Source organism: Pseudoduganella lutea (assembly GCF_004209755.1).
Classification (GTDB): domain Bacteria; phylum Pseudomonadota; class Gammaproteobacteria; order Burkholderiales; family Burkholderiaceae_D; genus Rugamonas; species Rugamonas lutea.
On record NZ_CP035913.1, the window covers coordinates 1,883,293 to 1,901,221 of the forward strand.

Here is a 17,929-nt window from a genome sequence, read left to right on the forward strand (position 1 = left end):
AGTCTGAAAGCTCAAGGTTGCGCGTGGCGGTGGGCCGCGGAGTAATTGCCGGTGACATGGTGCTCCAGCTGGCGCTCGATGTCGGTCAGCAGGCTCGATGCGCCGATGCGGAACAGGTGCGGCTCGAGCCATTCGTTGCCCAGCTCTTCCTTCATCACCGTCATGTACTGCAGCGCCGCCTTGGCGGTCGACACGCCGCCGGCCGGCTTGTAGCCGACCTTGAAACCGGTGCGCTCGTGGTATTCGCGGATCGCCCGCACCATCACCAGCGACACGGGGATCGTCGCGTTCACGCCTTCCTTGCCGGTGGACGTCTTGATGAAATCCGCGCCGGCCATCATGCACACCCACGAAGCCTTCGCCACGTTTTCCAGCGTGACCAGGTCGCCGGTTGCCAGGATCGCCTTGACGTGCGCTTCGCCGCATGCCTGGCGATAGGCCACCATCTCGTCGTACAGCGCCTGCCAGTTCCCCGTCAGCACGTGCTGGCGGGTGATGACGATATCGATTTCCTGCGCGCCGTCGGCCACCGACAGTTCGATCTCGCGCACCTTCGTTTCCATGCTCGTCAGGCCGGCCGGGAAGCCGGTCGACACGGCGGCGATCGGCAGGCGGCCCTGCAGCACCTTGTCCGCGTGGCGGATCATCTCGTGGTACACGCAGACGGCACCCGTCTTCAAGCCGCGTTCCTGCAAACCCAGCGCTTCGACGAGGTCGCCGCGCAAGGGGCGCAGTGCCTTCATGCACAGGCGCTCCACGCGGCCCGGCGTATCGTCGCCGGCCAGGGTGGTCAGGTCGATCAGCTCGATCGCCTTGACCAGCCACGCGGCCTGGTATTCCTTCTTCACGGTGCGGCGGTTCGCCAGCGACGCGGCGCGGCGTTCGGCCGCCGCCTTGTTGACGTGGATGTGGTTCAGCCAGCCCAGGTCGAGGCCAGTGGCCTCGTTGCGCTTGAAGTCTTGCAGGCTGTTCAAGGAGTCGCTCATAACAGGTTGGTTCCGTTGGAAAGGGGTTTCACGCCAAGGTGGTGCGCGATGGTCTGGCCGATGTCCGAGAACGTTTCGGAAATGCCCAGCTCGCGGCCCTGCACGCCCGGGCCGAAGAAGATCATCGGGATATGCTCGCGCGTATGGTCGGAACCGGGCGACGTGGGGTCGCAGCCATGGTCCGCGGTGATGACGACCAGGTCGCCCTCCTTCAGCCTGGCGATGAACTCGGGCAGCCGCGCATCCAGCTCGTGCAGCGCCTGCGAGTAACCCTGCACGTCGCGGCGGTGGCCGAAGTGCATGTCGAAGTCGACGAAGTTCACGAACGTCAGCGACTTGTCGCCGGCTTCCTGTTCCACGTCGAGCAGGCGGTCGAACAGCGCCATGTTGTCCGGCCCCTTCACCACGCGCGTAACGCCCTGCCCCGCATAGATGTCGCTGATCTTGCCCAGCGCGATCACTTCGCCGCCCGCATCCTTCACATGGTCCAGCAGCGTGGGGCCGGTCGGCGGCACCGCGTAGTCGTGGCGGTTGGCGGTGCGCTTGTAGTTGCCGTCGCTGCCCAGGAACGGGCGCGCGATCACGCGGCCGATGTTGTACGGCTGCACCAGCTTGTAGGCGATCTCGCACATCTCGTACAGGCGTTCCAGGCCGAAGCTTTCCTCGTGCGCCGCGATCTGCAGCACCGAATCGGCAGACGTATACAGGATCGGCTTGCCGGTGGCCACATGCTCGTCGCCCAGCTCCGTGAGGATCGTGGTGCCGGAGGCGTGGCAGTTACCGAGGAAGCCCGGCACGCCCGTCAGCGTCTGCAGCTTATCCGTCAGCTCCTGCGGGAACGACGGCACCGTCTTCGGGAAGTAGCCCCAGTCGAACAGCACCGGCACGCCGGCAATCTCCCAGTGGCCGCTCTGCGTGTCCTTGCCCGTGGACTGCTCGCGTGCCGCGCCGTAGGCGGCCGTGAAGCCATCGCGCCGGTCGAAGCCGGGTGCCCACGTGCCGCAGGCGGTGTGCGCGGCGGCGGCGAGGCCCAGCTGTTCCAGCGCGGGAAGGGACATGGGCTTGCCCTGTTCCGCGGCCCATTTGGCAATGTGGCCGAAGGTGTTGGTGGCGGCGTCGCCATACTTGTCGGCATCCGGCGTGGCGCCGAGGCCGAAGGAGTCGAGCAGGAGGATGAATGCGCGTGACATGATTTATCCGGTCTGGAAAGTTCAAGGGCGGCCGAGGCCGCCCTTCGATTCATTAAGCCTTGGCGAGGTCCGCAAAGAAAGCGTGGATCAGTTTCACCAGGCTTTCGGCACCCACGGCCGCGTATTTCAGCGTCTGTTCATGGGACAGCGGGAACGGCGACAGGCCTTCGGCCAGGTTGGTGACGACGGACACGCCGATCACCTTCAGGCCGCAGTGGCGCGCCGGCACGACCTCCGGTACCACCGACATGCCGACAACGTCCGCGCCCAGGCGCGAGAAGGCGCGGATCTCGGCCGGCGTTTCAAAGCTCGGGCCGGAGCACGACAGGTACACGCCTTCGTGCAGCGTGATCTGCTGCGCGGCCGCGGTGTCCTGCAGCTGCTTGCGCAGGTCGGCGTCGTAGGCGTTGGCCATGCTGAAGAAGCGCGGGCCGAAACGCTCGTCGTTCGGGCCGATCATCGGCGAACCCGGCAGCAGGTTGATGTGGTCGTTCAGCGCCACCAGCGAGCCGGCATCGACTTCCGTGCGCAGCGAACCGGCGGCGTTGGTGACGAACAGGAATTCGCAGCCCAGCAGCTTGAGGGTTCTTACCGCACTCGTCATCACGCCCAGGCCATAGCCTTCGTAGAAGTGGCCGCGGCCCTTCAGGCACACGACCGGCACGCCGGCCAGCTTGCCCAGCACCATCTGGCCCGCATGACCATGCACGGTGCTGATCGGGAAGCCCGGCAGTTCGTCGAAACCGATCGCGACGGTATCCGTCATCTGGTCGGCCAACACGCCGAGGCCGGAACCAAGGATCAGCGCGGCGCGCGGCGCAAAGCCGGCCGGGGCACGGGAACGTACGATCGCGGCAGCCTGGAAGGGGGAATTATTCGACATGGAGTTCTCGCTAGGTTCTGGTTGGGCGCCACCGGTAACGCTTGGCGGGCCGAGGCAGGCGACACTATGCATCATCGATGATTGTTATGACAAATACCGAATTTCTTTGGCATTTATATCACCTACATATAAATCACCCATTATTATAACGGTTTGACAGCGGATAAACATGTGTTTACGATGATGGACAAATGTTTGCGGCGCGGTGACGTGCAATAAAATGAGCAAGAAAGAACAACTCTACGGCCTGATCCGCGCCAATCCGTTCATTTCCCAGCAGGAAATGGCGCAGGCGCTCGGCCTGTCGCGCTCCGCCGTGGCAGGGCACGTGGCAAGCTTGATCCGCGAACGCCGGCTGGTGGGCCGCGCCTACGTGCTGCCGCAGGAGCGCTCGGTGCTCTGCATCGGCGCCGCCAACCTCGATCGCAAGCTGCGCACGGTCGAGCCACTGCAGCTGGGCACGTCGAATCCCGCCACGGCCGGCGAAACCTTTGGCGGCGTGGCCCGCAACATCGCGGAAAACCTGGCCCGCCTCGGCAGCCCCTGCGCGTTGCTGACGGTCCTTGGCGAGGATAGCGCGGGCCAGGCTTTGCGGGCGCACGCCCAGCACTGCGGCATCGACATGACCGCCACGCCGGTATTGCCGGGCGCCGCCACCGGCACCTATACGGCCGTGCTGGATGCGAATGGCGAGATGGCCGTGGCGCTGGCCGACATGGCGCTGTACGAGCAGATGACGCCCGCCTTTGTCGCCGGCCGCCAGGCGCAGCGCAACGCGGCGGCCCTGGTGATCGCGGACCTGAACCTGCCGCACGATACCGTGGCCCTGCTGCTGGCCGAGGCGCGCAGGGATGGCATCCCGCTCGCCATCGTGGCCGTCTCGCAGCCGAAGATGGCGCGGCTGCCGCGTGACCTGTCCGGCCTGCGCCTGCTGATCCTGAACCGCGGCGAGCTGGAAACCCGCGTCGGCCGCCCGCTGCCCACCGAGGCGGCCGTGCGCGATGCGTGCCGCGCCGTGCAGGCCGATGGCGCGCGGGACGTGATCGTTACCTGCGGCGCGGCCGGCGTGTATCACACCTATGGCCACGCGGCGGACGCCAGGGAGCCTCTCAAGGCGACGGAAGACCTGCAATGGCTGCCGGCGCACGAGGTGGAGGTCGTCGACGTCACGGGCGCGGGCGATGCCTTCTCGGCGGCCGTCTGCTGGACGCTCGCCCAGGGCGAGAACGACCTGACCGTGGCGTGCGAACGGGGCCTGCGCGCCGCCGCATTGACCGTGCAGAGCGCGCACACCGTATCTCCCGAGCTGACGGCTGGACTGTTCAGCGCTGCCCATACCGAACAATGAAGACCCTCGACCAGGAATGACCATGCACCAGTTTCTCTTACTCTCGCCCGAAGTGGCGAACGCCCGCGCGTCCGGCAAGCCGATCGTGGCGCTCGAATCGACGATCATCTCGCATGGCATGCCGTATCCGCAGAACGTGCAGACCGCGCGCGAAGTCGAGCAGATCATCCGCGACGGCGGCGCCGTGCCGGCTACCATTGCCGTCATCGGTGGCAAGATCTGCATCGGCCTGACACCGGAACAGCTGGAATTGCTGGGCAATTCGCCCGAAGCCCTGAAGGTCAGCCGCCGCGACCTGGCCTACGTGCTTTCCCAGAACAAGCTGGGTGCGACGACGGTCGCCGCCACGATGATCTGCGCGCAGCTGGCCGGCATTTCCGTGTTCGTCACCGGCGGCATCGGCGGCGTGCACCGCGGCGCCGAAACGAGCTTCGACATCTCCGCCGACCTGCAGGAACTGGCGCAGACCAACGTCGCCGTGGTGTGCGCCGGCGTGAAGTCGATCCTCGACATTGGCCTCACGCTGGAATACCTGGAAACGCAGGGTGTGCCAGTGGTGAGCGTGGGCCAGGAAGGGTTTCCCGCCTTCTTCACGCGCGAGAGCGGCTACCACGCCGACTTCCGGCTCGATACGCCGGCCGAGCAGGCATCGTTCATCCGCACCAAGTGGGCGCTGGGCCTGAACGGCGGCGTGGTGGTGGCCGCGCCCGTGCCGGAAAGCGATGCGATGCCGAAGGAAGAGATCGACGGCATTACCTTGCAGGCCTTGCAGGAAGCGGAGGAAAACGGCGTGACGGGCAAGAAGGTCACGCCCTTCCTGCTGGCCCGCATCAAGACGCTGACGGCGGGCCGCAGCCTGGCCACCAATATCGCGCTCGTGAAGAACAACGCGCGCGTGGGTGCGGCCCTGGCGCGCGCGCTGCTGGAACATCCGATCACCTGATTACCCACCGAGTAGCCCATGTCGATCGACCTGAAGCAGCTGAAGTACTTCCTCGCCGTGGCCGAGGAAAAGAGCTTTTCCCGCGCCGCCGAGCGGCTGCATATCTCGCAGCCGCCGTTGTCGCAGCAGATCATGAAGCTGGAGGCGGAGCTGGGCGTGAAGCTGTTCGCCCGTACCACGCGCAGCTTCGAGCTCACGGTAGCCGGCCGCGCGCTGATGAACGAAGCAGCCGAGCTGCTGGCGAAGATGCGGATGACGATCGACACCGTGCGCCAGATCGACCGCGGCGAAGTGGGCCGCCTGCGCGTGGGCATCGTCGGCTCGGCGATGTGGGGGCCGATTCCCAGCCTGCTGGAGGAATTCCAGAGCAAGTACCCGCGCGTGACGTGGACGATCCACGAACTGGGCCCCACCGTGCAATACGAAGCCCTGCGCGCCAAGCAGATCGACGTGGGTTTCTGGCGCGAGCCCAGGCTCGATGAAAGCGACCTGCGCAACGACAACCTGCGCCAGGAACTGTGCTACCGCGAGAACGTGTGCGTGGCGGTCAACGAGCACCACCCGCTGGCGAAGAAGGAAGCGATCGAGCTGACCGACATCGCCGACGAGCCGATGCTCACCCTGGCCCTGGACAAATCCGCCTTCCCCCGCTACCTGCTGCAATGCTGCGTGAACGCCGGCTTCGACCCCGTCATCTTTCAGGAAGCGAACGAGCCGCAGACCTTGCTGGCGATGGTCGGCGCCGGCCTGGGGGTGACGCTGGTGCCGGAAACCACCAGCCGGATCGGCTGGCCCGGTGTGGTCTTCCTGCCGATCCGCACGAATCCGCCCTCCGCGAACCTGTACATCACGTACACCACCACCGACGATGCGCCGGTGGTGCGGGCGTTCATGAATATTTTGCGGCCGCCGGAGCGGTAGGAACGTTCTGGCAATGTGAGGTCGCGGAGACCGCGTGCGTCACTGGGGTCTGTCCCCGCCAGTCGGTGGCATGAAACTTAGTCGCCGCCATCAAGCCAGGGGACTGACCCCGGTTTTTGCCGGCACAGTCAGACCGCTGGCAACAAAACCGGGGTCAGTCCCCTTGATCATGGCCAGCGACTCCGATCGCTCCGACGACTGGCGGGGACAGACCCCAACGCATCAACCGCTAACTCTTACTTCAAAAATTCATCTTGAACTGCACGCCATACGTGCGCGGTTCGTTCAGGATGCCCGTCAGGTTGTTGAAGTCGATCGCGCCCACCGACTGCACTTCATCGGTGATGTTGCGGCCATACAGCGCCAGGTCGTATTTGCCGTCGCCCCACTTGTAGCCCACGCGCAGGCCGCCTTCCAGCAGGTCCTTGGCCTTGTACTCCACGGCTTCGTACAGGAAGAAGTTATACGACGAGCGATACGACCAGTCGGTGAAGGCATACACTTCGCCGCTGGCCACCGGGGCGGCGTATTTCAGCGTGAAGTTGTGCTGCCATTTCGGGGCCCGCGGCAGCGGGTTGCCGTCGATGAGGGCCACGCGGGTGCCGCCGACGAACGAGATCGGGTTCGTCACCGTGCAGCCGCTGCCGCATGGCAGCACGAACAGGCTGCCGTCCTTGATCTCGGTATCGTTGTAGCTGGTGCCGAACGTGGCCGAGAAGTTCTGCGACAGGTTCGCCTGCAGGTCCAGTTCCACGCCCTGCCCCACCGCCTTGTCGGCATTGAGCAGCTGGTTCATGTTGACGCTGCCGCTGCCGGCCGTCAGCTGCTTGTCCTTGACGCGGTAGTGGAACACGGTCGCCGACATGCGCGCGCGGCGGTCGAACAGGTCCTGCTTCACGCCCGCCTCCACCGACAGCACCTTTTCGGCGCCGGCCATCGACGGCATGCTGCCCAGGTCGAACAGGCGGCCCTGCATCGACGGTGCGCGGTAGCCCGTCGCCACGCGGGCGAACACGTTGGTATCGCGGTTCAGCACATAGGTGCCGGAAGCATCCCAGCTCACGTTGCTCGAATCGTCCGACAGCGGCAGGTACGAACGGCCCGTGGTTTCGATGCGCTGGGCCACGAAATCCTTCTTGTCGCTCGTGTAGCGCAGACCGCCGCGCAGCTTCAGGCGGTCGCTGACGGCATAGTTCACGGAGCCGAACACGGCCCACGATTTCGCGTTCTGCGTCTGTGTCGCATAGTTCGCCGCCTGCGGATTGCCCGGGGCGAGCGAATCGAACGCGATACTGTCGATCGTGATGTCTTCCTTGAAGTAGAACAGCCCGGCGATCCACTGCAACGGGCCGGTTCCGGTCGACTCGGCGCGGAATTCCTGCGAGAGCTGCTTGTGGTTCGGGATCAGGTCGGCCGTCTCGACGACGAACGGGATGAAGCCCGGACCATACGGCGGCGCATACACGGCGCCGTAGCCGCCGTCCACGTCGGCGCGGCTGTAGAAGTCGAGCTTTTCGTAACCCGTGATCGAGTGCAGCGTCACGCCCGGCAGGTCCCAGCGCAGGCGCAGGTTCGCGCCCTTGTTCTTCAAGTGCTGTTCGTTGACGCCATCGGTCGGATAGCTGTCGTAGTCGAAGCCGTCGACCAGGTCGTTGGTGCCCGCCTTCAGGATATTGGCGCGGAACAGCGTGGCCGTGCCATCCATGTCGCGGCCATGCACGTTGAACAGCGCCGAGAAATTGGCTGTCGGCTTGTACAGCACCTGCACGCGCGCGGCGTTGTCCTTGTAGCCTTCGAACTCGCGGGTGCCGGTCGCACGCGGATTGTCCACGCGGTCGCCACGGTGCTGCGAGGAACCGGCGAAGCGGATCGCCACCGTGTCGCTGACCGGAATGTTGTACGCACCATCGAGGTTGCGCACGCGGTCCTTGCCGAAGCCGGCCGACAGGTAGCCCTCCTGCTTGAATACGGGCTTGGCGGAATCGAACTTGATCACGCCGGCCGGCGAGTTGCGGCCGAACAGCGTGCCCTGCGGGCCGCGCAGCACTTCGACCTGGTCGACGTCGAACACGGGGAAGCCCTTCAGCATCGGGTTTTCCTGCACGATGTCGTCCATCACCAGGCCCACCGGCTGCGAGGCGTTCAGGTCGAAGTCGGTATTGCCCAGGCCGCGGATATAGAAGCGCGGGAACGTGCGGCCATAGTCGGACTCGATGCTGACCGACGGCGAGCGGCCGGACAGGAAACGGATATCCTGCCCGCCGGACGTCAGCACGTCGAGCTTTTCGCCCTTCACGGTGGCGATCGACATGGGCACGTCCTTGATGTTCTCGGCGCGGCGCTGGGCCGTGACGATCACGGTTTCAAGCTGGCCCGGCTGAGTGGTTTCAGCGCTTGCCGCTGCCGCCTGGGTGTCCTGGGCGGAAGCGAAGGGGAAGGCGGCGGCGATCGCCAGCGCCATCAGGGTCCGATGGGTCAGTTTCATAGAGGGCCAGTTCCTTGTTGTTGGGTTTTGACTAGTGGCAAATGAGTAATATCTGCCGATCCTACACGAACGAAACTGGCCGTCACAACAAGCTTATTGAGATCTTTTCAATATAAATACTCAAGAAAAAAGGTATTTGTCATACATATGACAGGCGTGCAATAGTGCGCGTCAACCCAGCCCGGCCGCCGGGTGGCCCCTATGAAAGCGATCATTTCGGGGCTTGTCGCAGCATCAAAAGTGAGGCGCATAGTAATGATCAGCTGGACGATCAGTTGGACGAAAACAACGGCGGCGGGCGCACGGGGCCATTATTGGCTGTTGTGCGATTCCAACAGAGGGACTATACGGCGTGGAATATATTGCAAGAAATGGAATCTGGCTGGAAATGCAAATGCCGAACAAAGCTTCTAAAGCGCCGCCTTTCGCCTGCCATCGCGGCAGCGAGGTACATGTTTTGCGCGCAAAAACTATACAATAGCGGACTTCCAGGAGCCATTTCATGAAAATCAAACAACTTTCCATGATGATCGCCGCAGTTGCGGTTTCGGCGAGCGCATTCGCGGCCAATCCGAAACTGGGCATCGTCTACGACGCGGGCGGCAAGTTCGACAAGTCGTTCAACCAATCCGCTTTCGAAGGTGCTTCGCGCTTCAAGAAAGATACCGGTATCAACTTCATCGAAGTGCAGGCTTCTTCGGATACCCAGGCTGAACAGGTGCTGCGTGGCCTGGCCCGCAAGAAGCTCGACATGATCGCCTCGATCGGCTTCGCGCAGACGCAGGCCGTGCAGAAGGTGGCGAAGGAATTCCCGAACGTGCGCTTCGTGCTGATCGACGGCGTGGCCCAGGGTGCCAACGTGAATTCGATCACGTTCAAGGAAGAGGAAGGCTCCTACCTGGTGGGCGTGGCCGCCGCCATGGCCTCGAAATCGAAAAAACTCGGCTTCATCGGCGGCATCGACATTCCGCTGATCCGCACCTTTGCCTGCGGCTACGCGCAGGGTGCGAAATCGGTCGACAAGAAATCCGAAGTCGTGCAGAACATGGTCGGCACCACCGCCGCCGCGTGGAACGACCCGGCCAAGGGCGGTGAACTGGCCCGCTCGCAATTCGAACGCGGCGTGGACGTGGTGTTCGCCGTGGCCGGCGGCTCGGGCATGGGCACGCTGCAGATGGCCAAGGAAAAAGGCAAGCTGGCGATCGGCGTGGATTCGAACCAGAACCACCTGTATCCGGGCACGATGCTCACGTCGATGGTCAAGCGCGTGGACAATGCTGTGTACGACAGCTTCATGCAGATGAAGAACGGCACCTGGAAAGGCGGCGTGACCGCCAAGGGCATCAAGGAAGGCGGCGTTGACTGGGCACTGGACGCCAACAACCGCAAGGTGATCTCGCCGGACATCGAAAAGCGCGTGCTGGGTGTTCGCAAGGACATCATCGACGGCAAGACGAAAGTCATCGATATCCGTTCGGGCGCCGCCTGCCCGGTCTGATTTCCCGGTACCACTCATAGAAACGCGCCGTCGTGGGTTCTCCGCGCGGCGCGTTTTTCAGTAAAACACCACCTGATAAATCCTATGCAGCCAGCTGTTGAATTCCGCGGCATCTCCAAGCATTTCGGAGCCGTGAAGGCGAATACGGACGTCAGCTTCGCGATCGCCAAGGGCGCCATCCATGGCCTCGTGGGCGAGAACGGGGCCGGCAAGTCCACGCTGATGAGCATCCTGTACGGCTACTACCATGCCGACGGTGGCGACATCCTGCTCGACGGCCAGGTGCGCCAGATCCGCTCCAGCCAGGAAGCCATCCGCCTCGGCATCGGCATGGTGCACCAGCACTTCATGCTGGTCGATAACATGACGGTGCTCGACAACGTGATGCTGGGCACCGAGGGCGGTTTCCGCCTCGCCTCACACCGCGCCGAAGCGGAAGCCAGGCTGCGCGAGATCTGCCAGCGCTACCGCCTCGACGTGGACCCACTGGCCACGGTCCACGACCTTTCCGTGGGTGCGCAGCAGCGCGTGGAAATCCTCAAGCAGATCTACCGCAGCGCCAACATCCTGATCCTGGACGAACCCACGGCCGTGCTGACCGCGCAGGAAACCGCGTCGCTGTTCGAGATCCTGCGGCTGTTCAAGGAACAGGGCAAGACGATCATCCTCATCACGCACAAGCTGCAGGAAATCATGGACATCACGGATACCGTGACCGTGATGCGTGCGGGTCGCGTGGTGGGCGCCGTGCAGACGGCCCAAACGTCGAAGGAAGCGCTGGCCAACATGATGGTCGGCCGCCCCATCGAGAACAACCTGCCGCGCGGCCCTTACCAGCCGGGCGCGCCGGTGCTCGACGTGAAGGGCCTGCAACTGAAGGACAAGGCCGGCGTTTCCCTGCTAGAGGATATCAATTTCACGCTGCGCGCCGGCGAGATCGTGGCGATCGCGGGCGTGTCCGGCAATGGCCAGAGCGAGCTGATGGAAATCCTGTCCGGCATGCGCCTGCCCACCGGCGGCCACGCCGACTTCGAGGGCAAGCCCCTGCCCTGGAAGCGCCACGATGCCGACGGCCTGCCGCGCGTGTTCCGCAAGCTGGGCATCGCCCACGTGCCGGAAGACCGCCTGCGCGATGGCGTGGTGAAGAATTTCAGCGTCATGCACAACACCTTCTTCGGCTACCAGGACCAGGTCAAGGGCCGCTGGGGGCTGTTCGACTTCAAGCACATCGCCGAGCGCTGCGCCGGCCTGCTCAAGGAGTTCGACGTGCGCCCGCCGAACCCGGAACTGCGCATCGGTTTATTAAGCGGCGGGAACCAGCAGAAGGTCGTCATCGCCCGTGAGGTGCTGGCGAAACCGAAGCTGATGCTGGTGGGCCAGCCCACGCGCGGCGTGGACATCGGCACCATCGAGGCGATCCACACCCAGTTGCTCGCGCTGCGCGACGCGGGCGTGGCGATCCTGCTGGTGTCGGTGGAACTGGAAGAAGTGCGCGCGCTGGCCGACCGCATCCTCGTGATGTGCGGCGGCCGCATCACCGGCGAACTGCCGGTCAATGAATTCGATACCACCCGCATCGGCTTGCTGATGGGGGGCATGCACAAATCATGACAACCAACGACCTGCCACGCTGGGCAACCGGCATCGTCCTGCCCCTCCTGAATCTGCTGTCCGCACTGCTCGTGACGGCGCTCGTGATCCACCTGCTGGGCGAGGATCCCGTCGAATCGATGCAGATCCTGATCAACAGCGCGGTCGTCAATCCGGAAGGCCTGGCGTACACGCTGTTCTACGCGTCGACGTTCGTGTTCACCGGCCTGGCGGTCTCGGTGGCGATGCAGGCGGGCCTGTTCAATATCGGCGCCGAAGGCCAGATGTATCTCGGCGGCCTGGGGCTGACCCTCGCCATGCTGGCCTTCGATGCCAGCCTGCCGTGGTTCCTGCTGATCCCCGCGGGCATGATCGGCGCGGCGCTGTTCGGCGCGCTGTGGGCCTTCATTCCCGGCTACCTGCAGGCGAAACGGGGCAGCCACATTGTCGTCACCACGATCATGTTCAACTTCATCGCCGCCTCGCTGATGAACTTCGTGATCGTCAAGTACCTGATCCCGGCGGGCGAGCAGAACACGGCCAGCCGCAACTTCGCGGCCGCCGCCGAGCTGCCGCGCCTGTCCGACTGGCTGCCGGTGCTGGGCGACACGCCGCTGAACATCAGCTTCTTCCTGGCGATCATCGCGCTGGCCGTGTATGGCGTGATGGTGTCGCGCTCGTCGTGGGGCTACAAGCTGCGCGCCACGGGCCTGAACCAGCACGCCGCGCACTACGCCGGCGTGAAGATCTCGGCGATGATCATCGTGACGATGCTGATCTCGGGCGCGCTGGCCGGGCTGGGCGCCGTCAATTCGATCATGGGCTCGACGCATTACCTGTCGCTGAACTTCGTCGGCGGCGCTGGCTTCATCGGCATCGCGATCGCGCTGATGGGCCGCCAGCATCCGGTGGGCATTTTCCTGTCGGCCGTGCTGTTCGGCGCGCTGACCCAGGGCGGCTTCGACCTCTCGCTGGAAAAACCGAACATTCCGCCCGAGATGGTGATCCTCATCCAGGGCCTGATCATCCTGTTCTGCGGCGCGATGGAATACCTGTACGCCCCCGCGCTGATGAAACTGATCAAAGGAAAACGAGCATGAGCTTTGAAGATCTCCACTTGGGCAGCATCATCGTCTCCACCGTGCGCAATGCGCCGGTGCTGATCTTCGCCGCGATGGCCGGCCTGTTCGCGGAACGCTCCGGCGTCGTCGACATCGGCCTGGAAGGCAAGATCCTGGCGTCGGCCTTCGTTTCCGCGGCAGTGGCCTTCGCCACGCAGAACCCCTGGTACGGCATCCTTGCCGGCGTAGCCGTGTCGGTCGCGGTGGCGCTGCTGCAGGGCTGCATCGCCATCACGCAGAAGGGCAACCAGCTGGTGGCCGGCATCGCCATCAACATAACGATGAGCGGCCTGACGTTCGTGGTGGCGCAGTACTTCTTCCAGCAGGGCGGCCGCACGCCGGACCTGGGCGAAGCGCGGCTGTCGGAAATCGTGCTGCCGGGCAGCGCAGCCGTGGCGGACGTTCCCGTGCTGGGCTGGATCTGGACGCAGCTGCTGGGTGGCCACACGGTCCTCGTCTACCTGGCGTTCGCGCTGGTGCCGCTGGTGCACTGGGTGCTGTATCACACGCGCTTCGGCCTGCGGCTACGCGCCTGCGGCGAGAACCCGCATGCCGCCGATGCGGCCGGCGTTTCCGTCGAACGCACCCGCTATGCGGCTATGCTCATCGCCGGCATCCTGTGCTCGTTCTCCGGCGCCTATCTCGCGATCGTGCAGAGCGGCTTCTTCCTGCGCGACATGTCCGCCGGTGCCGGCTACCTGGCGCTGACCGCCATGGTGTTCGGCAACTGGCGCCCGTTCTACACCTTCCTCGGCTGCCTGATGTTCGGCTTCTTCGGCGCCGTGCAGATCCAGCTCGAAGGCGTCGACCTGCCGGTCGTGGGCCGCATCCCGGGCGCGCTGATCCAGATGGTGCCGTATGTCGTCACCGTGATCGTGCTGGCCGGGCTGATGGCCAAGTCCGTCGCACCGAAGGCCATTGGCGTGCCGTTCGTGAAGTCGCGCTAAGCGCCCCCGCTCTACTCCAAAAGCCTGCCTGACCCGCAGGCTTTTTCTTTGCCACACTGTTGTCAAAAACTTGGGGACTGTCCCCCTTGCCGGGACTGTCCCTCCAAGGGGGACTGGGAGGAGTACAGGCATGCATGCCTGTACCGTTGCTCAGGCGCGGAGCATGCTCCGCGAAACCCCTGCTCCACCCCCGGTGTCGAAAAACAACAGTCAGCGGCGGGGGAACAGGTGCAGGGCGGCGTGCTGGAGGAGCATGATGGTCTTGCCGTCCTCGATGCGGCCGTCGGCGATCATGGCGAGGGCGGTGTCGATGCCGAGTTCCAGGACTTCGATGTCTTCCCCTTCCGCTGCCACGCCGCCGCCGCCGTCGATGCGGTGGGTGGCTTCGTATTCGGCCACGAAGAAATGCAGACGCTCGGTAACGGAGCCGGGGCTCATGAAGGCGTCGAAGATGCGCTGCACGTGCTCGACGTGGAAGCCGGTTTCCTCGGCCACTTCGGCGCGGATGCGTTCCTCGGGCGAGGCGGCGTCCAGCAGGCCGGCAGGAGCTTCGATCAGGTAGCCGTCGTGCCGGCCGCCATAGCCGAAGGCGGGAAAGCGGAATTGCCGCACCAGCACCACGGTGCGGCGTGCAAGGTTGTACAGCAGGATCACGGCGCCATGGCCGCGGTCGTAGGTTTCGCGCGACATCGTCTGCCAGCTGCCGTCGCGCCGGCGGTAGTCGAACGTGGTTTTCTTCAGCAGATACCAGTCGTCGGACAGTGTAGTAACGTCGCGGATGCGCACGTGCATGGATAGCTCCTGTGGGTTCACTCTTTTTACGATATCATGTGGATTCGTGCAATTTCAAGGAAAATCGTGCAATGCTGACACGCCAGCGCAAGGAGCTGCTGCTCCGCATCCTGAAGGAAGAAGGACAGATCGTCGCGAAGACGTTGAGCGAATCGCTGGGCTTGTCGGAGGACACGATCCGCCGCGACCTGCGCGAGCTGGCCAAGGAAGGCCTCCTGGAGCGGGTGCACGGTGGCGCCCTGCCCGCCTCGCCGGCGCAGGGCAACTTTGCGATTCGTGAAAAGTTGTCCACCGATGCCAAGCCGGCCATCGCGCGCGCGGCCGCCGCGATGATCCGGCCGGGCCAGGTAGTGTTCATCGATGGCGGCACCACCGCCGTGCAGCTGGCACGCGCCCTGCCCCGCGACCTGCGCGCCACCGTGATCACGCACAGCCCATCGGTGGCCGTGGAGCTGGTCGAGCATCCGGACGTGGACGTGATCATCATCGGCGGGCGCCTGTTCAAGCATTCGATCGTGGCCATGGGCGCGGCGGCGGTGGAAGCGGTGGGCCAGTTCCGCGCCGACCTGTTCTTCATGGGCGTATGCAGCCTGCATCCGGAAGCCGGCATCACGACGGGGGACTTCGACGAGGCGGCAATGAAGCGCGCGTTATCGGCACACGCGCAGCGCACCGTGGTGCTGGCATCGCCGGAAAAGCTGGGCACCGCCTCGCCGTTCCAGATCGCGCCGTTGGAGACGGTGGATCACATCGTCGTCAACCGGGAGGTCGACGAGGCGCTGCTGGCGCCTTATCGGGCGATGGGGATCGAGGTGACGCTGGCTTGAGGGTTATTGCAGGGAACACCGGTGGCTTTACGGGTGTTTCGCGCAGCATGCTGCGCGCCCGTAAAGCGGTGATGGCATGCATGCCATCACTCCCTTCACACCAAGCCTCTTACGCCTCCGGCCAGATCTCCTTCAGCAGCGCGGCCAGGTTGTAGCCGCCCTTGATCAGCTGCTGGCGAGCCAGCGCGGACGATGGCACCGGGTAGTCGTCGGGCACGTTCAACGCCCATACTTTATAGCTCTCGCCGCTGCTGGACGATTTCTTCGTCGTGGCGGCGCCCAGCGTGACATCCATGTGCGCCAGCTTCGAGATGGCCAGCGAATCGTTTGCCCACTGGTAGGGCCAGGTGGCCACGTCACCCGTGTTGACGGGCACCGCCGGTTTCCTGTCGATCGCGTACTGCGCGAACTGGTCCGGCGTACGCGTGCTGGAGCGGCGGAACGCGTAGTCGACCACCGTGGTATCCCAGTACGAGTGGAACGGCTTCGTCTTCGGCGGGTTGGCCGCGGACTTCGTGTCGAACGCGGGCGGCATGTATTTCGCGGAAATCGTGGCGAGGACGGCATCGTCCAGCAGCAGGTTATTGCCGCCGCGCGAATCGAAGACGTTCAGTTCGTCGATCTCGGCATGCGTCTTCGGCACCACGAAGCGGCCGTCCTTGCTCACGAACGCGGCGCCCACGTGCAGCGGCTGGTGGATGTCGCCGGCCAGGTGGGCCACCACCAGCAGTGCCTGGCGCGGCGTAAACTTGTGCGGATTCGTCTGCGGCGTGTCCTTGCCCTGCAAAACGAGGATCGCGGACTTCAGCGTCTGCACGATGTCGTCGTCGAACGTGCCCGGCGCATGGTCGTGGTAGGCGCCCAGCTGGAACGGCACGTCCGTGTAGTGGTACTCGGAGTGCTTCGGGTTCGCCGCCACGTAGGCCTGCATTTCCGGCGTTTGCGGACCGCACCACGTGCCCTTCACGCAATCGGCCCATACGGCGATCGATTCGAGCGTTTCGCCCGGCAGCAGCAGCGCCGCGATGCGCTTTTCAGCGATGCTGCCCTTGAGCAGCTTGGCGGCGATGGCGCCCACGGCCCGGTGACCGTCGTTACCCCATGCCAGTGCGCTGGACGGCGCAACGGTGGCGAAGGCGCCGGCCAGCGCCAGCATGCATGCGAGTCGTTTCATTGTTCAGAAGCTTTCTGTGGTTTCGGGTAAGTCTTGTTGATGTCGAGCGGTTCGGCGTAGGAAGAGCTCCACACCTGTTCCTGCAGCGCGGCGATCCGCCGCGCCATCTGCTCGTTGCGCATCACGATTTCCAGGTTGCGCGACAGGTCGAAGTAGCCGCCGGCCCAGTTGCTGGTGCCCACCCACGCCACCTTGCCGTCGATGACCATCGTCTTCGAATGGATCACGCGGGCAAACGGGATGAAGCCCGTCGACGCCTTCGGCAGCGTGACGACGCGGATCTCCACGTTCGGCAGCACGGCAAGGCTTTTCAGGTAAGGCAGCGTGACGTGCTCGAGGTTCCAGTTCGACACCATCAGCTTCACCTTCACGCCGCGGTTGGCGGCCGCGCGCACGGCATTGTCGACCACGGCGTAATACGGCCGCGTGCCATTCGGGCCATACGACAGCGGCGCGTAATCGAGCAGCTGCACGCGCACTTCTTCCTTTGCCGCGGCCAGCAATGCCGGCAGGCCCGTCTCGGAATCGGCCACGCCCGGCGGGTTGTACGTGGCCGGGCTGGCCAGCAGGAAGGATGGTTGAACAGGCAGGCCGGCGGTGGCCGCCTGCTTCTGCTGCAACGGCGCCACGGTGCGGCCCTGGGCCAGCTGCGCCTGCGCGCTCCAGTCCTGCTCGAAGATGGCGCGGACCTGCCCGACGATGGCGGCATCGTCGACCAGCAGGCCCGTTTCATGGATGTGCGTGAACGCGCGCCAGTCGAAGTTCTGGCTGCCCACGAACGCCCGCTTGCCATCGGCAATCACATACTTGGCGTGGATGATGCCGTTGCCGGTGAGCTGGCTGAAATCGAGGATGCGCATCTCCAGGTTCGGGATCGCGCGCAGCCGGTCCAGCGTGGCGGCATCGGACAGGTTCACGCCTTTCTTGTCGAGCAGGAAGCGGATCTTCACGCCCCGCTTGCCGGCGGCGGCCAGCCGGTCGATCACCTTTTCAAAGGGCGCGCCGGGCTTGCCGGCCGCGTAGAACTGGCCGATCGCGATATCGGTTTTTGCGTTGTCGAACAGCTCGCACCAGACGGTGACGGGATCGCGCAGGTCGGCGTTCGCCAGCGTGGTTTCCACCGGCGCCGTCTGCACCAGCTCGAAGCCGGGAATGCGGAAGTCGGCATGGGCGCTGCCGAAGCACGCGGCCAGCACGCCGCACAGGATCAGTCGTTTCATCATT

General features: G+C 64.6%; 15 protein-coding genes. 8 read left to right on the forward strand and 7 right to left on the reverse strand.

Annotated features, from left to right (window positions below; genetic code table 11):
• Positions 1-11: 11 nt before the first annotated feature.
• The 3 genes from deoC to xapA are packed head-to-tail and all read right to left on the reverse strand — an operon-like array spanning position 12 to position 3,059.
• Positions 12-986 (reverse strand): deoxyribose-phosphate aldolase, encoded by a 975-nt coding sequence (gene deoC, locus EWM63_RS07850; RefSeq protein ID WP_207221261.1) that lies wholly within the window; start codon positions 984-986, stop codon positions 12-14.
• Positions 983-2,176, reverse strand: coding sequence for a phosphopentomutase (locus EWM63_RS07855; protein ID WP_130186025.1), 1,194 nt, complete (start codon positions 2,174-2,176; stop codon positions 983-985). The genes deoC and EWM63_RS07855 overlap by 4 nt, the downstream gene beginning before the upstream one ends.
• A gap of 52 nt (positions 2,177-2,228) precedes the next feature.
• Positions 2,229-3,059: a xanthosine phosphorylase gene (gene xapA, locus EWM63_RS07860; RefSeq protein WP_130186026.1), complete on the reverse strand. Its 831-nt coding sequence runs from the start codon at positions 3,057-3,059 to the stop codon at positions 2,229-2,231.
• Between the two features lie 220 nt (positions 3,060-3,279).
• Between xapA and EWM63_RS07865 the strand changes: the two genes are divergently transcribed.
• Genes EWM63_RS07865 through EWM63_RS07875 form a run of 3 tightly spaced genes read left to right on the forward strand, consistent with a single transcriptional unit; the run spans position 3,280 to position 6,271 of the window.
• On the forward strand, positions 3,280-4,407 hold the full coding sequence (locus EWM63_RS07865) for a carbohydrate kinase (protein WP_130186027.1): 1,128 nt from the start codon (positions 3,280-3,282) through the stop codon (positions 4,405-4,407).
• Between the two features lie 22 nt (positions 4,408-4,429).
• The gene (locus EWM63_RS07870) at positions 4,430-5,350 is read left to right on the forward strand and encodes a pseudouridine-5'-phosphate glycosidase (protein ID WP_130186028.1); all 921 of its coding nucleotides are present in this window, start codon (positions 4,430-4,432) and stop codon (positions 5,348-5,350) included.
• Between the two features lie 18 nt (positions 5,351-5,368).
• Positions 5,369-6,271 carry a LysR family transcriptional regulator gene (locus tag EWM63_RS07875; protein ID WP_130186029.1) on the forward strand — a complete coding sequence of 301 codons (903 nt, stop codon included), beginning with the start codon at positions 5,369-5,371 and terminating at the stop codon, positions 6,269-6,271.
• Positions 6,272-6,512: 241 nt separating this feature from the next.
• Here EWM63_RS07875 and EWM63_RS07880 read toward each other — a convergent pair whose 3' ends face one another.
• Positions 6,513-8,756 carry a TonB-dependent receptor gene (locus EWM63_RS07880; RefSeq protein ID WP_130186030.1) on the reverse strand — a complete coding sequence of 748 codons (2,244 nt, stop codon included), beginning with the start codon at positions 8,754-8,756 and terminating at the stop codon, positions 6,513-6,515.
• Between the two features lie 502 nt (positions 8,757-9,258).
• Between EWM63_RS07880 and EWM63_RS07885 the strand changes: the two genes are divergently transcribed.
• From EWM63_RS07885 to EWM63_RS07900, 4 genes are all read left to right on the forward strand, one after another.
• Complete coding sequence (locus EWM63_RS07885; RefSeq protein ID WP_130186031.1) at positions 9,259-10,254, forward strand: BMP family lipoprotein; 996 nt, start codon at positions 9,259-9,261, stop codon at positions 10,252-10,254.
• A gap of 84 nt (positions 10,255-10,338) precedes the next feature.
• Positions 10,339-11,865, forward strand: a complete 1,527-nt coding sequence (locus EWM63_RS07890; protein ID WP_130186032.1) for an ABC transporter ATP-binding protein — start codon at positions 10,339-10,341, stop codon at positions 11,863-11,865.
• Positions 11,862-12,944, forward strand: a complete 1,083-nt coding sequence (locus EWM63_RS07895; RefSeq protein ID WP_130186033.1) for an ABC transporter permease — start codon at positions 11,862-11,864, stop codon at positions 12,942-12,944. The genes EWM63_RS07890 and EWM63_RS07895 overlap by 4 nt, the downstream gene beginning before the upstream one ends.
• Positions 12,941-13,912, forward strand: a complete 972-nt coding sequence (locus EWM63_RS07900; protein ID WP_130186034.1) for an ABC transporter permease — start codon at positions 12,941-12,943, stop codon at positions 13,910-13,912. Before EWM63_RS07895 ends, EWM63_RS07900 begins: the two co-directional genes overlap by 4 nt.
• Before the next feature lie 210 nt (positions 13,913-14,122).
• On the opposite strand, the gene EWM63_RS07905 is transcribed toward EWM63_RS07900, so the two are convergent.
• A complete protein-coding gene (locus tag EWM63_RS07905) occupies positions 14,123-14,704 on the reverse strand; it encodes an NUDIX domain-containing protein (protein WP_130186035.1) in 582 nt (193 codons plus the stop codon).
• Between the two features lie 71 nt (positions 14,705-14,775).
• On the opposite strand from EWM63_RS07905, the gene EWM63_RS07910 reads away from it, so the two are divergent.
• Complete coding sequence (locus EWM63_RS07910; RefSeq protein ID WP_130186036.1) at positions 14,776-15,531, forward strand: DeoR/GlpR family DNA-binding transcription regulator; 756 nt, start codon at positions 14,776-14,778, stop codon at positions 15,529-15,531.
• Positions 15,532-15,640: 109 nt separating this feature from the next.
• On the opposite strand, the gene EWM63_RS07915 is transcribed toward EWM63_RS07910, so the two are convergent.
• Together EWM63_RS07915 and EWM63_RS07920 are read right to left on the reverse strand one after the other, a co-directional pair.
• Complete coding sequence (locus EWM63_RS07915) at positions 15,641-16,705, reverse strand: S1/P1 nuclease (RefSeq protein ID WP_130186037.1); 1,065 nt, start codon at positions 16,703-16,705, stop codon at positions 15,641-15,643.
• Entirely contained in the window at positions 16,702-17,925 is a 1,224-nt protein-coding gene (locus EWM63_RS07920; RefSeq protein WP_130186038.1) for a phospholipase D-like domain-containing protein, read from the reverse strand. The genes EWM63_RS07915 and EWM63_RS07920 overlap by 4 nt, the downstream gene beginning before the upstream one ends.
• Positions 17,926-17,929 lie beyond the last annotated feature (4 nt).

Bases quoted from the DNA above. Each gene is read 5' to 3' on its own strand.
- deoC (WP_207221261.1), bottom strand. From the start codon at position 986: ATGAGCGACTCCTTGAACAGCCTGCAAGACTTCAAGCGCAACGAGGCC.
- EWM63_RS07855 (WP_130186025.1), bottom strand. From the start codon at position 2,176: ATGTCACGCGCATTCATCCTCCTGCTCGACTCCTTCGGCCTCGGCGCC.
- xapA (WP_130186026.1), bottom strand. From the start codon at position 3,059: ATGTCGAATAATTCCCCCTTCCAGGCTGCCGCGATCGTACGTTCCCGT.
- EWM63_RS07865 (WP_130186027.1), top strand. From the start codon at position 3,280: ATGAGCAAGAAAGAACAACTCTACGGCCTGATCCGCGCCAATCCGTTC.
- EWM63_RS07870 (WP_130186028.1), top strand. From the start codon at position 4,430: ATGCACCAGTTTCTCTTACTCTCGCCCGAAGTGGCGAACGCCCGCGCG.
- EWM63_RS07875 (WP_130186029.1), top strand. From the start codon at position 5,369: ATGTCGATCGACCTGAAGCAGCTGAAGTACTTCCTCGCCGTGGCCGAG.
- EWM63_RS07880 (WP_130186030.1), bottom strand. From the start codon at position 8,756: ATGAAACTGACCCATCGGACCCTGATGGCGCTGGCGATCGCCGCCGCC.
- EWM63_RS07885 (WP_130186031.1), top strand. From the start codon at position 9,259: ATGAAAATCAAACAACTTTCCATGATGATCGCCGCAGTTGCGGTTTCG.
- EWM63_RS07890 (WP_130186032.1), top strand. From the start codon at position 10,339: ATGCAGCCAGCTGTTGAATTCCGCGGCATCTCCAAGCATTTCGGAGCC.
- EWM63_RS07895 (WP_130186033.1), top strand. From the start codon at position 11,862: ATGACAACCAACGACCTGCCACGCTGGGCAACCGGCATCGTCCTGCCC.
- EWM63_RS07900 (WP_130186034.1), top strand. From the start codon at position 12,941: ATGAGCTTTGAAGATCTCCACTTGGGCAGCATCATCGTCTCCACCGTG.
- EWM63_RS07905 (WP_130186035.1), bottom strand. From the start codon at position 14,704: ATGCACGTGCGCATCCGCGACGTTACTACACTGTCCGACGACTGGTAT.
- EWM63_RS07910 (WP_130186036.1), top strand. From the start codon at position 14,776: ATGCTGACACGCCAGCGCAAGGAGCTGCTGCTCCGCATCCTGAAGGAA.
- EWM63_RS07915 (WP_130186037.1), bottom strand. From the start codon at position 16,705: ATGAAACGACTCGCATGCATGCTGGCGCTGGCCGGCGCCTTCGCCACC.
- EWM63_RS07920 (WP_130186038.1), bottom strand. From the start codon at position 17,925: ATGAAACGACTGATCCTGTGCGGCGTGCTGGCCGCGTGCTTCGGCAGC.